The 16,579-nt window shown below is 62.4% G+C and carries 16 protein-coding genes; 5 read left to right on the forward strand and 11 right to left on the reverse strand.

All coding sequences use genetic code 11. The features are described 5' to 3' along the window. The 4 genes from PGB28_RS07900 to PGB28_RS07915 form a co-directional block, all read right to left on the reverse strand. The gene (locus tag PGB28_RS07900; protein WP_271420963.1) at window positions 1–876 is read right to left on the reverse strand and encodes a F0F1 ATP synthase subunit gamma; all 876 of its coding nucleotides are present in this window, start codon (window positions 874–876) and stop codon (window positions 1–3) included. 15 nt (window positions 877–891) lie between these two features. Next, window positions 892–2,430, reverse strand: coding sequence for a F0F1 ATP synthase subunit alpha (atpA, locus tag PGB28_RS07905; RefSeq protein ID WP_271420964.1), 1,539 nt, complete (start codon window positions 2,428–2,430; stop codon window positions 892–894). Continuing rightward, window positions 2,431–2,991, reverse strand: a complete 561-nt coding sequence (locus PGB28_RS07910; protein WP_271420965.1) for a F0F1 ATP synthase subunit delta — start codon at window positions 2,989–2,991, stop codon at window positions 2,431–2,433. A 354-nt stretch (window positions 2,992–3,345) separates the two neighbouring features. Next, the gene (locus PGB28_RS07915; protein WP_271420966.1) at window positions 3,346–4,092 is read right to left on the reverse strand and encodes a class I SAM-dependent methyltransferase; all 747 of its coding nucleotides are present in this window, start codon (window positions 4,090–4,092) and stop codon (window positions 3,346–3,348) included. A 63-nt stretch (window positions 4,093–4,155) separates the two neighbouring features. Here PGB28_RS07915 and gloB point away from each other — a divergent pair, with 63 nt between their 5' ends. From gloB to PGB28_RS07940, 5 genes are all read left to right on the forward strand, one after another. After that, window positions 4,156–4,926 carry a hydroxyacylglutathione hydrolase gene (gloB, locus tag PGB28_RS07920; RefSeq protein ID WP_271420967.1) on the forward strand — a complete coding sequence of 257 codons (771 nt, stop codon included), beginning with the start codon at window positions 4,156–4,158 and terminating at the stop codon, window positions 4,924–4,926. A gap of 160 nt (window positions 4,927–5,086) precedes the next feature. Then, window positions 5,087–7,417: an ATP-dependent Clp protease ATP-binding subunit ClpA gene (gene clpA, locus PGB28_RS07925; protein ID WP_271420968.1), complete on the forward strand. Its 2,331-nt coding sequence runs from the start codon at window positions 5,087–5,089 to the stop codon at window positions 7,415–7,417. After that, window positions 7,414–8,367 (forward strand): M23 family metallopeptidase, encoded by a 954-nt coding sequence (locus tag PGB28_RS07930; protein WP_271420969.1) that lies wholly within the window; start codon window positions 7,414–7,416, stop codon window positions 8,365–8,367. Before clpA ends, PGB28_RS07930 begins: the two co-directional genes overlap by 4 nt. A 63-nt stretch (window positions 8,368–8,430) precedes the next feature. Next, the gene (locus tag PGB28_RS07935) at window positions 8,431–9,069 is read left to right on the forward strand and encodes an ImuA family protein (RefSeq protein WP_271420970.1); all 639 of its coding nucleotides are present in this window, start codon (window positions 8,431–8,433) and stop codon (window positions 9,067–9,069) included. A 93-nt stretch (window positions 9,070–9,162) separates the two neighbouring features. Continuing rightward, window positions 9,163–10,389 (forward strand): MFS transporter, encoded by a 1,227-nt coding sequence (locus PGB28_RS07940; protein WP_271420971.1) that lies wholly within the window; start codon window positions 9,163–9,165, stop codon window positions 10,387–10,389. Between the two features lie 133 nt (window positions 10,390–10,522). On the opposite strand, the gene PGB28_RS07945 is transcribed toward PGB28_RS07940, so the two are convergent. From PGB28_RS07945 to PGB28_RS07975, 7 genes are all read right to left on the reverse strand, one after another. Then, window positions 10,523–10,837, reverse strand: coding sequence for an ArsR/SmtB family transcription factor (locus PGB28_RS07945; RefSeq protein ID WP_271420972.1), 315 nt, complete (start codon window positions 10,835–10,837; stop codon window positions 10,523–10,525). Window positions 10,838–10,905: 68 nt separating this feature from the next. After that, window positions 10,906–12,144 carry a mandelate racemase/muconate lactonizing enzyme family protein gene (locus PGB28_RS07950; protein ID WP_271420973.1) on the reverse strand — a complete coding sequence of 413 codons (1,239 nt, stop codon included), beginning with the start codon at window positions 12,142–12,144 and terminating at the stop codon, window positions 10,906–10,908. 23 nt (window positions 12,145–12,167) lie between these two features. Further along, window positions 12,168–13,253, reverse strand: a complete 1,086-nt coding sequence (locus PGB28_RS07955; RefSeq protein WP_271420974.1) for a zinc-binding dehydrogenase — start codon at window positions 13,251–13,253, stop codon at window positions 12,168–12,170. A gap of 89 nt (window positions 13,254–13,342) precedes the next feature. Beyond that, the gene (locus PGB28_RS07960; RefSeq protein ID WP_271420975.1) at window positions 13,343–14,053 is read right to left on the reverse strand and encodes an alpha/beta fold hydrolase; all 711 of its coding nucleotides are present in this window, start codon (window positions 14,051–14,053) and stop codon (window positions 13,343–13,345) included. Then, window positions 14,046–14,837, reverse strand: coding sequence for a 3-oxoadipate enol-lactonase (gene pcaD / locus PGB28_RS07965; RefSeq protein ID WP_271420976.1), 792 nt, complete (start codon window positions 14,835–14,837; stop codon window positions 14,046–14,048). Before pcaD ends, PGB28_RS07960 begins: the two co-directional genes overlap by 8 nt. A 62-nt stretch (window positions 14,838–14,899) precedes the next feature. Next, window positions 14,900–15,223 carry a 5-aminolevulinate synthase gene (locus tag PGB28_RS07970; protein WP_271420977.1) on the reverse strand — a complete coding sequence of 108 codons (324 nt, stop codon included), beginning with the start codon at window positions 15,221–15,223 and terminating at the stop codon, window positions 14,900–14,902. A 135-nt stretch (window positions 15,224–15,358) separates the two neighbouring features. Beyond that, window positions 15,359–16,561: an endonuclease/exonuclease/phosphatase family protein gene (locus PGB28_RS07975; protein ID WP_271420978.1), complete on the reverse strand. Its 1,203-nt coding sequence runs from the start codon at window positions 16,559–16,561 to the stop codon at window positions 15,359–15,361. Between the last annotated feature and the right edge of the window lie 18 nt (window positions 16,562–16,579).

The raw sequence follows: 16,579 nt of genomic DNA on the forward strand, positions 1-16,579 counted from the left end.
TTAGAGCGCTTCAGCGCCCGAGATAATTTCGATCAGTTCGTTGGTGATGACGGCCTGACGCGAGCGGTTGTACTCGATCGTCAGCTTGTCGATCATTTCGCCAGCGTTGCGGGTCGCGTTGTCCATGGCGGACATCCGCGCGCCCTGCTCCGAGGCGCCATTTTCCAGGAGACCCGAGAAGATCTGGGTCGCCACGCCGCGCGGCAGCAGGTCGGCCAGGATGGCCTCTTCGCTGGGCTCGTAATCGTAGAGCGTGGAGGCTTCGTCGCCTTCCTGCTCTTCGAACGCCGCGGGAATGATCTGTTGCGCCGTGGGCGTCTGGGTCACCACGTTGACGAACTTTGAATAGAACAGTGTGGCCACGTCGAACTCGCCCGCATCGAAGCGGCCAAGAATTTCGCGTGCGACGCCTTGCGCATCGGCATAGCCGATCCGCTTGACTTCGCTGAGGTCCACATGCCCCACTAAATTGTCGCCAAAGTCGCGTTTCAGAACGTCGCGGCCTTTCTTGCCGACGGTCAGGATTTTGACCGTCTTGCCCTTGGCCTTGAGCTCTTGTGCGCGGGCGCGGGCCAGCTTGGCGATGTTGGTATTGAAACCACCGCACAGGCCCCGTTCGGCTGTCATGACCACAAGCAGATGAACATCGTCGGCGCCGGTGCCCGAAAGCAGTTTCGGCGCGCTGTCGCTGTCCCCCACCGAGGCCGCGAGACCCGCCATCACGGCATTGAACCGTTCTGTATACGGGCGCGACATTTCGGCGGCTTCCTGTGCCCGCCGCAGTTTTGCGGCGGCCACCATCTGCATGGCCTTGGTGATCTTGCGGGTCGATTTGACCGACTCGATCCTGTTTTTAAGGTCCTTAAGACTCGGCATTGCCTCGTCCCTCCCTTAAGCGAAGTCTGCGGCGTATTCGTCGATCGCTGCTTTGAGCTTGTCCTCGGCATCACCCTTGATCTTGGGATCTTCGTTGGTGATCCAGTCGAGCACGTCGGAACGCTTGCCGCGCATGTGGTTCAGCAGACCTGCTTCCCAGCGGCCAACTTCCTTCAGGTCCACCTTGTCGAGGTAGCCTTTGGTGCCGGCATAGATGACGCAGACGATTTCCGCGTTGGTCAGCGGCGAATACTGCGGCTGTTTCATCAGCTCGGTCAGGCGTGCACCACGGTTCAGCAGCTGCTGGGTCGCGGCGTCGAGGTCGGAACCGAACTGGGCGAAGGCTGCCATTTCACGGTACTGCGCGAGCGACAGTTTCACCGGACCGGCGACGGATTTCATCGCGTTGGTCTGGGCCGAGGAGCCCACACGCGACACCGACAGACCGGTGTTCACAGCCGGGCGGATACCCTGGTAGAACAGTTCGGTTTCAAGGAAGATCTGACCGTCGGTGATCGAGATCACGTTGGTCGGAATAAAGGCCGAAACGTCGCCGCCTTGGGTTTCGATGATCGGCAGAGCCGTCAGCGAGCCGCCGCCATTGTCTTCGTTCAGCTTGGCCGAACGTTCCAGCAGGCGGGAGTGGAGGTAGAAAACGTCACCCGGGTAAGCTTCACGGCCCGGCGGGCGGCGCAGCAGCAGGGACATCTGACGATAGGCAACCGCTTGCTTGGACAGGTCATCATAGATGATCAGCGCGTGGCGGCCATTGTCACGGAAGTGCTCGGCCATCGCGGTCGCGGCATAGGGGGCAAGGAACTGCATCGGCGCCGGGTCGGACGCGGTCGCAGCCACAACGATCGAATAGTCGATCGCGCCGGATTCTTCGAGACGCTTCACCAGCTGCGCCACGGTGGAACGCTTCTGGCCCACAGCGACGTAGATGCAGTACAGCTTCTTGCTCTCATCGTCGCCAGCGGCTTCGTTATAGGTTTTCTGGTTCAGGATCGCGTCCAGAGCAACGGCGGTTTTACCGGTCTGACGGTCACCAATGATCAGCTCACGCTGGCCACGGCCAATCGGGATCATCGCGTCAACCGATTTCAGGCCGGTTGCCATCGGCTCATGCACCGATTTACGCGGGATGATGCCCGGGGCTTTCTGGTCGGCGATGGCGCGGTTGGCGGTCTTGATCGGACCTTTGCCGTCCAGCGGGTTACCCAGACCGTCAACAACGCGGCCCAGCAGTTCGTCGCCCGCGGGCACGTCCACGATGGCGTTGGTCCGTTTGACGGTGTCGCCTTCTTTAATGTCGCGGTCCGAACCGAAGATCACGATACCGACGTTGTCGGTTTCGAGGTTCAGCGCCATGCCCATGATGCCGCCCGGGAACTCGACCATTTCACCCGCCTGGATGTTGTCGAGGCCGTACACACGCGCGATACCGTCACCGACGGAAAGCACGCGGCCCACTTCGGCGACTTCGGCTTCTTGCCCGAAGTTCTTGATCTGGTCCTTTAGGATCGCAGAAATTTCGGCTGCTTGGATACCCATTTATCCGACCTCTTTCATTGCATTCTGGAGGGAATTGAGCTTGGAGCGGATCGACGTGTCGATCATCTTCGAGCCCACCTTAACGACAAGACCGCCAATGAGGCTTTCATCGACGGTCGCATTGATTTTGACTTCTTTGCCCACAGAGGACTTGAGCTGCGCGGCAAGCGCCTCGGCTTGTGCCGGGGTCAGGGCCTGCGCGCTGGTCACGTCAGCGGTCACTTCGCCCTTGTGCTCGGCAATCTTGGCGCGCAGTTGCGCGATCAGTTGCGGCAGCACGAAAAGGCGACGCTTGGAGGCCATCAGGCCCAGAGTCTGCACCAGCACGGGGCGCAGCTTCATCTTCTTGGCAATGGCAGTGATTGCTGCCCCCTGCGCTTCGCGCGAATAGAGCGGGTTACCGATCAGGTCGCGCAGCTCGGCACTGTCAGACAGCGCAGCGGCAAGGTCATCAAGATTGGTCTCAAGCTCATCGAGCTTTTTGTTCTCTTCGGCGATCTCAAAGACCGCCGTGGCATAGCGCTCGGCAATGCCAGAGGAAATCGAAGCTGGTTCGGACACGTCCACCCTTCCGACTATCTGGCCCCGATTTGCCACCCAGAAGGCGGGGTTCGGGGACGTTGGTTCGCCCCGAAATGGCTCGGGGCGTGAAAATCAGGGGGGATGTAGCAGAGCAATTGGAACCTCGCAACACACTTGGGTCACTTTGCGACCAAGTACATATCGAGCGTTTTCAATGACTTGCTGCGTGTGCGACCTAATGCGCTAGGCTCGTTGGCACAAAACAGACCAAAAAACGTGATTTTTTACGATTCCTTATCACGTCAGCGCGGCATGCAATTGCATACAACAGTGCGGGTCAGCGCCACCTGCGCCTCCTGTTCCGCCCCGCTCCACGGCCAGCGGTATTGGCGTTCAAACTGGCTTTGCCTCTTTCACCGGTTTGGGGCTGAGCACACCCAGCGGGTTGCGCACCCGGATGCGTTCGCCGGGGCCAGAGGGCGCCTGCACCCGTTTGGTCGCCTCAACCAGCAGCACGCCGCCTGCCATGACCATGCCAAAGCGCTGGCCAAAGCGTTCCGCCATGGCACCGGTCTTCATCCAGAAGCGTTTGGTTGACGGGGGCTGGTAGAGCGCCGCGGCATGGCGTTCAGGCATGAAGCCGTGAATGCGCAACTGGGTTTCCAGCTGTCCCTGCGAATAAGGACGGCCAAAGCCAAAAGGCGTCTTGTCGCTCCGTGACCAAAGCCCGGCGCGGTTGGGGACGATGAAGACAACCTTTCCACCCGGTCCCAGAACCCGGTAGCATTCTTCCAGCAATTGCGACGGCCGTTCCGAGGTTTCCAGCCCATGCATGAGAACCAGTTTGTCGGCGCGCCCGGTTTCGATGGGCCAGAGCGTTTCCTCGCAAAGACAGGCCACATTGGGCATCCCGGCGGGCCAGGGCATGACGCCTTGCGGTCCGGGCATGAGCGCCATGACGCGGCGCGCATCGGCGAGATAGGGGCGCAGGAGCGGCGCGGCAAAGCCGAAGCCGATAACCGTCTGACCATGTGCTTCGGGCCAAAGGGTTAACAGCCGGTTGCGCACGGCACGTTGCGCGGCGCGGCCCAGCGCGCTGCGGTAATAGAAGTTGCGCAGGTCCTGTACGTCCAGATGCATTGCGGTGCCGGGTCCTTTGGTCCAGACTTGACCCTCAATCTAGCAATGGAGCCGCGATTTACCATGCCCCTTGAGCTTGTGACGATCCCCTGCCTGTCGGATAACTACGTTTACCTTGTCCATGACGAGGCCAGCGGTGACACCGCAGTGTTCGATGTCCCCGAGGCCGGGCCGATCCTTGAGGCGTTGAAGGCCCGGGGCTGGACGCTGAGCCATGTGTTCCTGACCCATCATCACTGGGACCATGTCGATGGGCTTGGCGATCTGCTGGCTCAGGCCCCGGCAAAGGTGATCGGGGCCGCAGCGGATGCCCACCGACTGCCGCCACTCGATATCCAAGTGTCCGAAGGCGACAATATGATCATCGGAACCGAGCAGGTCGAAGTGCTGGAAGTGCCGGGTCATACCACGGGGCATGTGGCCTATTATATGGCGGGATCGGGCATTCTGGTGACCATGGACAGCCTGATGGCGCTGGGTTGCGGGCGGTTGTTCGAGGGCACGCCCGAAATGATGTATGCGTCGCTGCAGAAAATGGCCGCCCTGCCTGCCGACACGCTGGTCTGTTCCGGGCATGAATACAGTGAAACCAACGCCCGTTTCGCGATGACTATTGAACCTGAGAATTCTGCGCTTATCTCTCGAACAAACGCAATTGCAGAGGCCCGCGCGAACGGGCAGGCCACTGTTCCCACAACCCTTCAGCTTGAACTGGACACGAACCCGTTTCTGCGCGCCGACCAACCGGGGGTGCTACAGACGGTGGGCTTGCCCGGTTCCGATCCGGTCGCGGTTTTTGCCGAAATCCGCAAGCGTCGCGACAGTTTCAAATGATGCAAATCACGGCGCGATGTCACGGTTGCCAACATTTGTGACTGTCAAGAGGCAGAAAAAACTTGAAGCCCGGGACGGATCGACCAAACTTTAACCTTATGAGGCCATGGTTGGTGACGTTGCACAGACGCGCTGGCCCAGATCAGAAGGAGCACTTATCGTGCCTTCATTCTCAAACAGCTTGGAACAGGCGATCCATTCGGCGTTGGCGCTGGCCAACAGCCGATCCCACGAATTTGCGACGCTCGAGCACCTGCTGCTCGCGCTGATCGACGAGCCGGATGCGGCCCGTGTGATGAAGGCATGCTCGGTCGATACCGAGGAGTTGCGCCAGACGCTTGTCGAATATGTCGATGACGATCTGTCCAATCTTGTCACCGATATCGAAGGCTCCGAGGCGGTTCCGACAGCCGCCTTCCAGCGGGTGATCCAGCGCGCTGCGATCCACGTGCAAAGCTCGGGCCGGACCGAGGTGACCGGCGCCAATGTGCTGGTGGCGATCTTTGCCGAACGCGAATCCAATGCCGCCTATTTCCTGCAGGAACAGGACATGACCCGCTATGATGCGGTGAATTTCATCGCCCATGGCGTGGCCAAGGACCCCGCTTATGGCGAAGCGCGGCCCGTGACCGGCGCGCAGGATATGGACGAGGAAAGCCAGACGACCGAAACGGCGCAGGAGGCCGATCAAAAGGAAAGCGCGCTTGGTAAATACTGTGTGGACCTGAATGAAAAGGCCCGCACCGGCGATGTCGATCCCTTGATCGGGCGGTCCTCCGAAGTGGAGCGCTGCATTCAGGTGCTGTGCCGCCGCCGCAAAAACAACCCGCTTCTGGTGGGTGATCCCGGCGTGGGCAAGACCGCCATCGCCGAGGGGCTGGCGCGCAAGATAGTCAGCGGCGAAACCCCCGAGGTTCTGGCCGAGACCACCATCTATTCGCTCGATATGGGCGCGCTTCTGGCGGGCACCCGTTATCGCGGTGATTTCGAAGAGCGGCTCAAGGCCGTGGTGAACGAATTGGAAGAGCATCCCAATGCGGTGCTGTTCATCGACGAGATTCACACAGTCATCGGTGCTGGTGCCACTTCCGGCGGGGCGATGGATGCGTCCAACCTGCTGAAACCTGCTTTGCAGGGCGGCAAGCTGCGCACCATGGGCTCCACCACCTACAAGGAGTTCCGCCAGCATTTCGAGAAGGACCGCGCGTTGGCCCGCCGGTTCCAGAAGATCGACGTGGTGGAACCGACTGTCGAGGATTCGGTGAAGATCCTGAAAGGGCTGAAACCCTATTTCGAGGATCACCATTCGGTGAAATATACCGCTGACGCGATCAAGACCGCCGTGGAACTGGCCGCGCGCTATATCAACGACCGCAAGCTGCCGGACAAGGCCATCGACGTGATCGATGAGGCCGGGGCGGCACAGCATCTGGTCGCGGAAAGCAAGCGGCGCAAGACCATCGGCACCAAGGAGATCGAGGCCGTGGTGGCCAAGATCGCCCGTATCCCGCCGAAAAACGTCTCCAAGGACGACGCCGAGGTGCTCAAGGATTTGGAGAAGAGCCTCAAACGCGTGGTCTTTGGGCAGGACAAGGCCATCGAGGCGCTGTCATCAGCGATCAAACTGGCCCGTGCGGGTTTGCGCGAGCCGGAAAAACCCATCGGCAACTACCTGTTCGCCGGCCCCACCGGCGTGGGCAAGACCGAGGTCGCCAAGCAATTAGCCGATACGCTGGGTGTGGAACTGCTGCGATTCGACATGTCGGAATACATGGAGAAACACGCGGTCTCGCGCCTGATCGGCGCGCCTCCCGGCTATGTCGGCTTTGATCAGGGCGGGCTGCTGACCGATGGTGTGGACCAGCATCCGCATTGTGTGCTGCTGCTCGACGAGATCGAAAAGGCGCATCCGGATGTCTATAACATCCTTCTGCAGGTGATGGATCATGGCACGCTGACCGATCACAACGGGCGCACGGTGGATTTCCGCAACGTGATCCTGATCATGACGTCCAATGCGGGCGCCGCCGAACAGGCCAAGGCCGCCATCGGTTTCGGTCGCGACCGCCGCGAGGGCGAGGATACCGCCGCGATCGAGCGGACCTTCTCGCCGGAATTCCGCAACCGTCTGGATGCGGTGATCAGCTTTGGCGCGCTGCCGAAAGAGGTCATCCTGCAGGTGGTCGAGAAATTCGTGCTGCAGCTTGAGGCGCAGCTCATGGATCGCAACGTGACCATCGAATTGACCAAACCCGCGGCCGAATGGCTGGCCGACAAGGGCTATGATGATCGCATGGGCGCGCGCCCGCTGGGACGCGTGATCCAGGAGAACATCAAGAAGCCGCTGGCCGAGGAATTGCTGTTTGGCAAGTTGGCCAAGGGCGGCGTGGTCAAGGTCACGGTCAAGGATGGCGAGCTGAAGCTTCAGCTGTCCGGCCCGGACAAACCGCGCCTGACTGGCAAGAAGCCGCCGCTGCTGACGGCGGAATGATCCGCGCGGCCTGCGCCGCTGTTTTTGTCGCCTCGGCCCTTCCCGCAGGGGCCGGGGCGTTTTCATTGTCGCTCCCCATTGATTGCGATTTGGGGGCAACTTGCTACATCCAGCAATATGTTGATCATGATCCCGGCCCGGGCGCACGGGATTTTACCTGTGCCGGGCTTACCTATGATGGTCACAAGGGCACCGATTTCGGCATTCCCACGCTACAGGACATGGCGCGCGGCGTGACGGTGCGTGCCGCTGCGCCCGGTGTTGTGCGCGGGGTGCGCGACGAGATGGAAGACCGCATCTATAAAGGCCGTGATCTTGGTGGCCGGGATTGTGGCAATGGCGTCGCGATCCGGCATGAGAACGGCTGGGAGACGCAATACTGCCACCTCAAGCGCGGCAGCGTGACGGTTCAACCAGGTCAGCGTGTCGAGGCCGGTGCGCAGCTTGGGCTTGTGGGCCTGAGCGGGCGGACGCAGTTTCCGCATCTGCACCTGTCGGTGCGGCGGGATGGTCAGGTTGTTGATCCCTTTTCACCCGATGGGGGCGCGGCCTGTGGATCGGATCGGGACCTTTGGGATGTGGCGCCGGTGTATCAAGCGGGCGGGGTGCTGGATCTTGGGTTTTCGGATCGCATCCCATCCTATGATGCGGTCAAGGCGGGGACCGCCAATGATACGGTTCTGACGCCGGGCGCGGCCGCGCTCGTCGGATATGGCTATGCCTTTGGCGGTCGCGCCGGGGATGTGCTTCGGATCGAGATCGACGGGCCGGGCGGGTTCACGCATCGCGGCAATGCGACGCTTGAGAAAGACCAGAGTCTGTTTTTCCGGGCTTCCGGCCGCAAACGCCCCGATGGCGGATGGCGGGCGGGCCGGTATGCCCTCATGGTCAGCCTGCTCCGTGGGGGCGACGTGATCAGTACGCGGCGCATGGAAATGGTTCTGGAGTGAATGCTTCGGCGCATTCGCATGAAAAGATTTGAGAACATTTAGCGAACATATATAATCAGCGGCATGAGTCTCCCCGCTGCCCTCCTGTCCCGCGCGCCGCATCGCGACAAGCCGCTGCTCTCGGTCATGGGAGAGCTGTCGCTGGCACGTATGCGCGTGCATGAGCTCTGTGGTCAGGCGCGGCGCACATTGGCGCTCTGGATCGCGGGCGCGGTGCAGCGGGCCGAGGCCGGGCCGGTGATCTGGGCCGCACCGGCATGGGAGCCGGACGGGCTTTTTGCGCCGGGGATGGCCGCGCTGTGCCAGCCCGAACGCTTTCTCTTTGTCCATGCCCGCCGCCCCGAGGATATCCTCTGGACGCTGGAAGAGGTGCTGCGCTCGGGCGCGGTGCCGCTGGTGGTGGGCGATTTGCCGGGCTTGCCAACGCTCACGCAGGTGCGCCGCATGCATCTGGCGGCGGAAACCGGCGCGGCGGAGCTGGGCGGCGCGCCGCTGGGGCTGTTGCTCACACCGGGGGCCGAGGGGGGCGCGCCGGGGGGGGAAAGCCGCTGGGCGCTGGACCCGGCGCATCGTCCCGGGGCCGAGCGCTGGCGGCTGACCCGGCTGCGCGCGCGCACCGCCCCGGTCAAGGGTTGGGATGTGGCGATGGGCAGCACCGGGGCCGTCGTGACATCCGCGCGCGACACTGCGCGCCCGGGATAAAACGGTCAGTCGCGCGACACGGCCCCCGAAACCGACGACATCCGTCGAAAACCGGCAAGCATTGCCGCCCGGGGCTGCAAGGTTGGGCGCATTATGCGCATGTTGATCTCTTTTGCCGCCCTGTTCCTGTCCGTGATCCTGCTGCAGCTCTCATCCGGGGCTGTGGCGCCTCTGGACGCGCTCTCGGGGCTGGCGCTGGATTTCAGCACCGCGCAGATCGGGCTTCTGGGCTCGGCACATTTCGTGGGCTTTTTCATCGGCTGCTGGTGGGCGCCGCGGCTGATGGGGGCGGTGGGCCATTCGCGGGCCTTCGCCGCCTTTACCGCGCTGGGTGCGATCGGGCTGATCGCCCATATGATGTGGGTTGATGCCTATGCCTGGGCGGTGATGCGCATGGCGACGGGGCTTTGCGTGGCGGGCAGCTACACGGTGGTCGAGGCCTGGCTTCAGGCCAAGGTCACCAATGAGACGCGCGGGCGCACCATGGCGCTCTACCGCGTGGCGGATATGGGCGGATCGCTGGTGGCGCAACTGATGATCGGCGTGCTGGCCCCGGCGGCCTATGTCTCCTACAACCTGCTGGCCATCCTGTGCTGCGCGGCGCTTCTGCCGCTGGTCCTGACACGGCAAAGCCCGCCCGAGATGCCCGCCGCGCCCCGGCTGCGCCCGATGCTGGCGGTCCGACGCTCGCCGCTGGCGGCTGCCGGTGTGCTCGTGGCGGCGCTTTCGGGGGCGTCCTTCCGCATGGTGGGTCCGGTCTATGGCACGCAGGTCGGGCTGGCGGTGGAAGAGATTGCCACCTTCCTCGCGGCGTTTGTTCTGGGGGGCGCGCTGGCCCAATACCCGGTGGGCTGGATCGCGGACAAGTACGACCGGCGCTGGGTGCTGATCTGGCTGTCGGTGGCGGCCATGGCTTCCTGTGCGCTGACGGCCGGGCTGCAGGAGGGCGGGACAGTCACCATCCTGTTGACAGCGGGGGTGTTCGGGCTGACCACCTTTCCGATCTATTCGGTGGCCGCCGCCCATGCCCATGACTTCGCCGAGGCCCATGAACGCGTCGAACTGTCCGCTGCGCTGATGTTCTTTTATGCGCTGGGGGCCATTGCCGCGCCTCTTGTGGCGTCGGTTCTGATGAATGCCTTTGGCCCGCTGGCGCTCTTCGGTTTGATCGCCGCGGGCCACGCCGCCCTTGTGGTGTTCGGCCTGCTAAGGATGCGCGCCCGTCCAGTACCCCAAGACAAGACCAATTACGTCTACGCGCCGCGCACCACGTTCCTTATCGGGCGGCTTCTGGGCGCATCACGGGACAAGAAGGACTGAGCCGGTCCTTCTTTGGCTTGAAAATATCCTAGGGGCTGAGGCGCGCCCGGAGGTTGATCCGGGGGATCAACCTCAGCGACGAAGGGTCGGAGACCGCCGCAAGGCCGAGGGGGCAAAGCCCCCCTGTCTCCTGTCAGCCGCAATAAAACTCGTACAGCAGGCCAATCATCCGGCGCGTGCGTTCATCGGCCAGCGAATAATAGATCGTCTTGCCATCGCGCCGCGTGGTGACAAGCCCCTCGTCGCGCAGCCGCGCCAGCATCTGGCTGACCGCGGCCTGCCGCATGCCAAGCGTCTCTTCCAGCGCGCCCACAGACATTTCCCCTTGCCCCAGATGACACAGGATCATCAACCGGCCTTCATGGGCCAGCGTCTTGAGGAAACCGGCGGCGGATTGCGCGCTTTGGGCCAGCTGGTCCGGGTTGGGTTTGACCTGTGTATCTGTCACGACATCGTCTCGGGTGAACGTTACTGCCCCAAGACTTACCATGGCGGGCGCGGAGCGGGCAATGCGGTTTACTCGTCTGACGGTGGCGGCGGCGCGCCCCCGGCAAAGACGTTTCCGTTGACATAGTCACAGGGCTCTTCCTGCATCTGTAAATGCAGCCCGTTGCCGGTATAGGGATGCGCGCGGGCAAAGGCCTCGTCCACTTCGATGCCCAGTCCCGGTGCCGTCGGGGCGGGAACGAACCCGGCCTCCACGGTGATGGCTCCTTTGATCAGCGTGCTGTGGAACTCCGTTTCAATGGTTTCGATCATCAACAGGTTCGGGATCGACGCGGCGAGGTGGATATTCGCCGCCCATTCCACCGGCCCGGCATAAAGATGCGGGGCCATCTGCGCATTATACAGCTCGGCCAGCGCGGCGATCTTGCGTGCTTCCCAGATGCCGCCCGCGCGGCCAAGTGCCGGTTGCAGGATCGACGCGCCGCCGGTCTGCAGAACCGCGCCAAACTCGGCCCGCGTGGTGAGCCGCTCGCCGGTGGCAATGGGAATGCGCACCGCATCGGCGACCTTGCGGAATTCCAGCATGTTGTCGGGCGGAATTGGTTCTTCGAACCACAGCGGCTGAAAGGTCTCGATCGCCTTGCCCAGCCGGATCGCGCCCGAGGTTGTGAATTGCCCGTGGGTGCCAAAGAGGATGTCGGCGCGGTCCCCCACCGTATCGCGCACCGCTTCGCAAAAGCTCATGGACATGGAAATGTCCGACAGTGCCGGCTGATGCCCGCCGCGCATTGTGTAGGGGCCGGCAGGGTCGAATTTCACCGCCGTGTAGCCGCGCCGGACCAGATCGGCAGCACTTTCTGCGGCCATCTCGGCCGAGGTCCAGAACTCCGGCAGGGAATGATGCTCCAGCGGGTAGAGATAGGAATAGGCCCGCAGCCGTTCATTCATCAGCCCGCCCAGCAGCGCCCAGACGGGCCGGTCCCGCGATTTACCCAGAATGTCCCAACAGGCAATCTCCAACCCGGAAAACGCCCCCATCACCGTGAGGTCCGGGCGTTGCGTGAAGCCCGAGGAATAGGCGCGGCGGAACATGCGTTCGATGTTTTCCGGGTTTTCGCCTGCCATGTGCCGGTCGAACACATCGCGGATGACCGCTTCCATGGCGGTCGGCCCGACTGAAGACGCGTAGCATTCCCCCCAACCGGTGATCCCGTCATCGGTGGTCAGCTTCACGAGGATCCAGTAACGCCCGCCCCAGCCCGGGGCCGGGGGCGATGTCACGATCACGTCGAGATCGGTGAGCTTCATCGCGGTCTCCTTTCGGGTCAGTCTTAGCGGAACAGGATCACATTGCGCCGCGCCGCGCCAGATTTGGTGTCGGCAATCGCCTCGTTGATCTGCTCCAGCGTCCAGCGCCCCGAGACCAGCTCATCCAGTTTCAGCCGCCCCTGCCGGTAGAGATCGGCCATCCAGGGAATGTCGCGCTGGATCACCACATCGCCCATCTTGGACCCCACCATGGACGATCCCATAAAGGCGTTTACCACCGGTTCATATTCCGCCATCGCGCCGGTATGGGGCATGCCCACCATGACCATGCGCCCGCCCCAGCCGAGGTAGCGCTGCGCGTCGTTATAGGCTGGGATCACACCCACCGTCACAGCGACCACATCGGCGCCTCGGCCACCCAGTGCCTTGAACGCCGCTTTCCACGGTTCTCCGTCGGTGGCCAGAACCCCATGGGTGGCGCCGAATTCCATGGCCATGTCCAGCTTGTCCTGGCTCATGTCCACGGCGACGATGCGGCGCGCGCCGGCGATGGCCGCGCCCTGAATGGCGTTCAGCCCGACGCCGCCCGCGCCGATCACCACCACGTCCTCGCCCGGCTTGAGCGCGCCTGCATTGATCACCGCACCGATACCGGTGATCACCCCACAGGCCAGCAGTGCCACGCTTTCCGCAGGCATGTCCGAGGGCAACCTGACCACCTGAGAGGGCTCCACGATCACCCGTTCGGCAAAGGCACCGCAATTCATCGCCGCCTCTACCTCGGCCCCGGTGCTGTCGGTGAGTTTCGGGGCCACCGGCGTCGGGGTTTCACAGATCGTCGGCTTGCCCGACCCGCAATTGCCACAGGTACCACAGGGCCGGATGAGGGTGACCACGACGCTGTCGCCTGTCTTAAGCCCTGTGACCCCTTCGCCCAGCGCGGTGACCTTGCCCGCTGCCTCGTGTCCGTAGACCGCAGGCAGGGTGCCGCCCCAACCGCCCCCGGCATAGGAAATGTCAGAATGGCAGATCGCCACCGCGTCCAACGTTACCTCGATCTCGCCCCGGCCCGGCGCGCGCAGCTCCAGCTCTTCGATCTGCAGATCTGCGCCGAACTCGCGGCACACGGCGGCTTTTATTTTTGTCATCCGTCCCTCCCGGTTTCCGGCCAGACAATCAAAGCAGGGCCGGGCTGACTAGTCGGAAAGCGGCATGAATGGCGCGGAAAGACGTTAGGTCACCCTGCGATCAGCCGGTCGATCAGTGCCGCAAGCGTCGCTGGGGCCGAAAGGAACGGCGAATGCCCGGTGTCCAATTCATGCACATCCGCGCGCGGCCATTCCGCCACCATCATCGCCTGATGCTCGGGCGGAATGGTATTGTCGCGGGTGCAGCGGATGTAGCTGCGGGGCAGGGCGGTGGCGCGGCTCATGTCCTCCAGCGCTGTGGCTTGCGGGGAAATGGGCTGTGGCCGCAGGCGGGGCAGGGCATAGGCGACCTGATCCTCGGTGCAATCGTTGTAGAACACACCTGCTGCATGTTCGGGCAGCGCGGAAAAGGACAACCCGTCTGCACTGCGTTCAATGGCGTGCAGCAGCGGCTGGCGCGGGGCTTCGCGCCGCATGTCGACCAGCGACTTGCCGGGCGCGGGCATATAGGCGCAAAGATAGATCAACCGTTTGATGCGATCCGGCATGCGTTGGGCGGTAGCGGTGATGGGAAATCCGGCCATGGAGTGCCCGACCAACACCGTCTCTGGGCCAAGCGCATCACAGATTGCATCGACGTAGCTATCCAGTGCGATGGTTTCGAGCGGCGTTTGGTCTTCGCCCGCGCCGGGCAGGTCGATCGCGCGCGCGGAATGGCCCAGCGCCTTCAGTTCCGGGATCAGCGCCGCCCAAGCCCAGGCCCCGTGGCAGGAGCCGTGCACCAGAAGGATGTCAGACATGGCCGGTTTCCGTCAGGAACGCGCTGAGAAGTCTGCCAAAGGTCTCGGGTTGTTCGACACAGGGGATATGCCCCGCGCGGCGGATCAGATCGAACCGCGACCCGGGGATCAGGTCAACAGTTTCGCGCACGAGGTCAGGCGGGGTTGAGCCGTCCTCGGACCCTGCGATGCCGAGACAGGGCAGGCGCAGCCCGGACGTGGGCGTGTAGAAATCGGTTCCGGAAATGGCCGCGCAGCACCCGGCATAGCCTTCGGCCGGTTGCCGTTCCAGCATGTTTTGCCACAGAGCCAGGTCCGGTCTGGCCCGGAAATCGCGCCCGAACCATCGTTCGATAATCGAGTCCGACAGCGCGGCAATGCCGCCGGATTTCACCGCGTCGATCCGCTCCTGCCACATATCGGCAGTGCCGATCTTGGCAGCGGTGTTGGACAGCACCAGTGCACGCACCTGATCCAGCCGTTTCACGGCCAGCCCCTGGGCGATCATGCCGCCGATGGACAGCCCGACAAACATCGCGTCCCGTACGTTCAGCGCATCCAGCAACGCCTCGGCATCACGGACAAGCGCACCCATGGAATAAGGGCCGGGCGGGCATTCGGACAGACCGTGGCCGCGTTTGTCGTAGCGGATGATGCGCAGGCCGTCGGGAAGGTGCGGCAGGATCGGGTCCCAAAGGCGCAGATCCGTACCAAGCGAATTGGCAAAGACGACGGGTTTGCCATCCGGGTCGCCGTCAAGGGCGACATGCATGCCAATTCCGTTGGCTTCGATATAGCTGTGCATGGGGGCTCCGGTTTTGCGTTTGCAAGCCTTATCAAGGAGCACCCCGCCCGGCAAATGCACAATCAGTGTGACACGATCAGAAGCCCGGCCAGGATAAGAACGCCACCAACGGATTCACGCGCGGTCAGACCTTCGCCGATGCTGAACGCAAAGGACAGCACGATCAACGTCTCGAGCGCGATGATCATGAAATACAGCACACTCAGCGTCATGCTGCGCATCAGTATGATTTCGGCCTGCGTTGCCGCAACAAAGCCGATCATGATCAAACCCATCGCTCCGGCAGACCAACCGTCCGAGGCCAACTTCATTCCTATGGTGGCCACGCCGTAGCCGGTGGCCGCGAGCAAGGCCAATATGCCGAGCCGTGCATCAAGAAGTTCCATGTCAAAACATCGATGACCTGCCCGCAAGCAGTCATTACAGCGGCGGTTCCGTCACCGACCCTCAAAAAGAAATTTGTGATTTATGAGGGTTATTCTACCTGCGACAGGAGATTGGCACAGTCAGGAATACCTGCCTCAATCATTCAACCGCATATGCGCAATGATCTGGCCGTGATCCGAGGCCAGCTTGTTATAGGGTGCCTCGGGATGCGAGCCATCGGTCAGGTGATCGTTCAGCGCGCTGAAATACTCCATCTGGCCGATCCGCGCCTCAAAATCCGGGTGGAAATGGCGCGACATGTAGATTTGGTCGATCGATTCAAAATTGCCGCCAAAGGCCGAGGTATAAACCATGTCGCGGAGGGATTTGCGCACGAAGAGTTTCTCCGCCGAATGCAGGCGGACGCGTTCGACTTCTTCGGTGATCCGGAGGTTTTCCTCTTTCGTATAGCGATCCGAACGGTCCTTGGCGTCATGGCGCAGCATCCAGGCGTAGTTCTTGAACGGTATCTCGCCCGAGATGATCTCGGAACTGACCGCATCCTCGCCATCGTTGAAATCGCCCAAAACCATGACCGGGTGGCCCGCGCGCAGTTCCGACAGGATCTCGCGGCGCAGCACCCAGGCCTCGGCCATACGCCGGACAGCGGCGCGCAAACTGCCGATGGCGCGACCCAGCGGATCATAGCGGGTCAGGTCGGCCTCGGGGGCGAAATCGGCCCCGGCGGGTATGATATATTCACCCAGCTTGGATTTCAGGTGACAGTTGAAAACGGTGATGGTCTGGCTGCCCACGCGAATGCGCGCCTTGAGCACCGGGCGCGACAGGCGACGCAAGGTGAAATGCCCGGTCTCTGCCGCCTCTAGCCCGCGCAGTGGCTGAAACGGGATGGTGAGCGGTGTCTCAAGGTCCTGAATGACCTCCGGCTCGCCGACAAAGCCAAATCGCGACAGGATCGCCACGCCGGGGCGCCGCTTGCCGGGAATGCTCTCATCGGCGGCATTGGGGGCAAAGGCCAGTTCCGCATTGTCATAGGCGCGATAGGCCAGTTTCCGAAAGATCGCCTTCTTGTGGTAGCGTTTGGTCTTGTCCGGGATGGACGCATCATTGAGCGCCGCGCCACGCGCATCGGCCTCTTCCACAACGTCGGTCAGCGCGTCTTCCTCGAAAATCTCCTGAAACCCGACGATGTCGGCATCCATGGTCAGGATCTGATCGGCCAGCCAATCCTTTTTCCAGGCGTATTCCTCGGGCGTGTAGGCCTGGAATTCGTAATATTCCTTGTCCGGCCCGATGAGGTTTTTGACATTGAACGAAGCAATCGTGAAATTGGTCATGATACGGGGTGTCCCTGC

This window comes from Primorskyibacter aestuariivivens, assembly GCF_028023675.1.
In the GTDB taxonomy this organism is placed as follows: Bacteria; Pseudomonadota; Alphaproteobacteria; order Rhodobacterales; family Rhodobacteraceae; genus Marinovum; species Marinovum aestuariivivens.

Bases quoted from the DNA above. Each gene is read 5' to 3' on its own strand.
- PGB28_RS07955 (WP_271420974.1), bottom strand. From the start codon at position 13,253: ATGACAAAAATAAAAGCCGCCGTGTGCCGCGAGTTCGGCGCAGATCTG.
- pcaD (WP_271420976.1), bottom strand. From the start codon at position 14,837: ATGCACAGCTATATCGAAGCCAACGGAATTGGCATGCATGTCGCCCTT.
- PGB28_RS07975 (WP_271420978.1), bottom strand. From the start codon at position 16,561: ATGACCAATTTCACGATTGCTTCGTTCAATGTCAAAAACCTCATCGGG.
- PGB28_RS07940 (WP_271420971.1), top strand. From the start codon at position 9,163: ATGCGCATGTTGATCTCTTTTGCCGCCCTGTTCCTGTCCGTGATCCTG.
- PGB28_RS07930 (WP_271420969.1), top strand. From the start codon at position 7,414: ATGATCCGCGCGGCCTGCGCCGCTGTTTTTGTCGCCTCGGCCCTTCCC.
- PGB28_RS07915 (WP_271420966.1), bottom strand. From the start codon at position 4,092: ATGCATCTGGACGTACAGGACCTGCGCAACTTCTATTACCGCAGCGCG.
- gloB (WP_271420967.1), top strand. From the start codon at position 4,156: ATGCCCCTTGAGCTTGTGACGATCCCCTGCCTGTCGGATAACTACGTT.
- PGB28_RS07900 (WP_271420963.1), bottom strand. From the start codon at position 876: ATGCCGAGTCTTAAGGACCTTAAAAACAGGATCGAGTCGGTCAAATCG.
- PGB28_RS07950 (WP_271420973.1), bottom strand. From the start codon at position 12,144: ATGAAGCTCACCGATCTCGACGTGATCGTGACATCGCCCCCGGCCCCG.
- PGB28_RS07960 (WP_271420975.1), bottom strand. From the start codon at position 14,053: ATGTCTGACATCCTTCTGGTGCACGGCTCCTGCCACGGGGCCTGGGCT.
- PGB28_RS07935 (WP_271420970.1), top strand. From the start codon at position 8,431: ATGAGTCTCCCCGCTGCCCTCCTGTCCCGCGCGCCGCATCGCGACAAG.
- PGB28_RS07970 (WP_271420977.1), bottom strand. From the start codon at position 15,223: ATGGAACTTCTTGATGCACGGCTCGGCATATTGGCCTTGCTCGCGGCC.
- atpA (WP_271420964.1), bottom strand. From the start codon at position 2,430: ATGGGTATCCAAGCAGCCGAAATTTCTGCGATCCTAAAGGACCAGATC.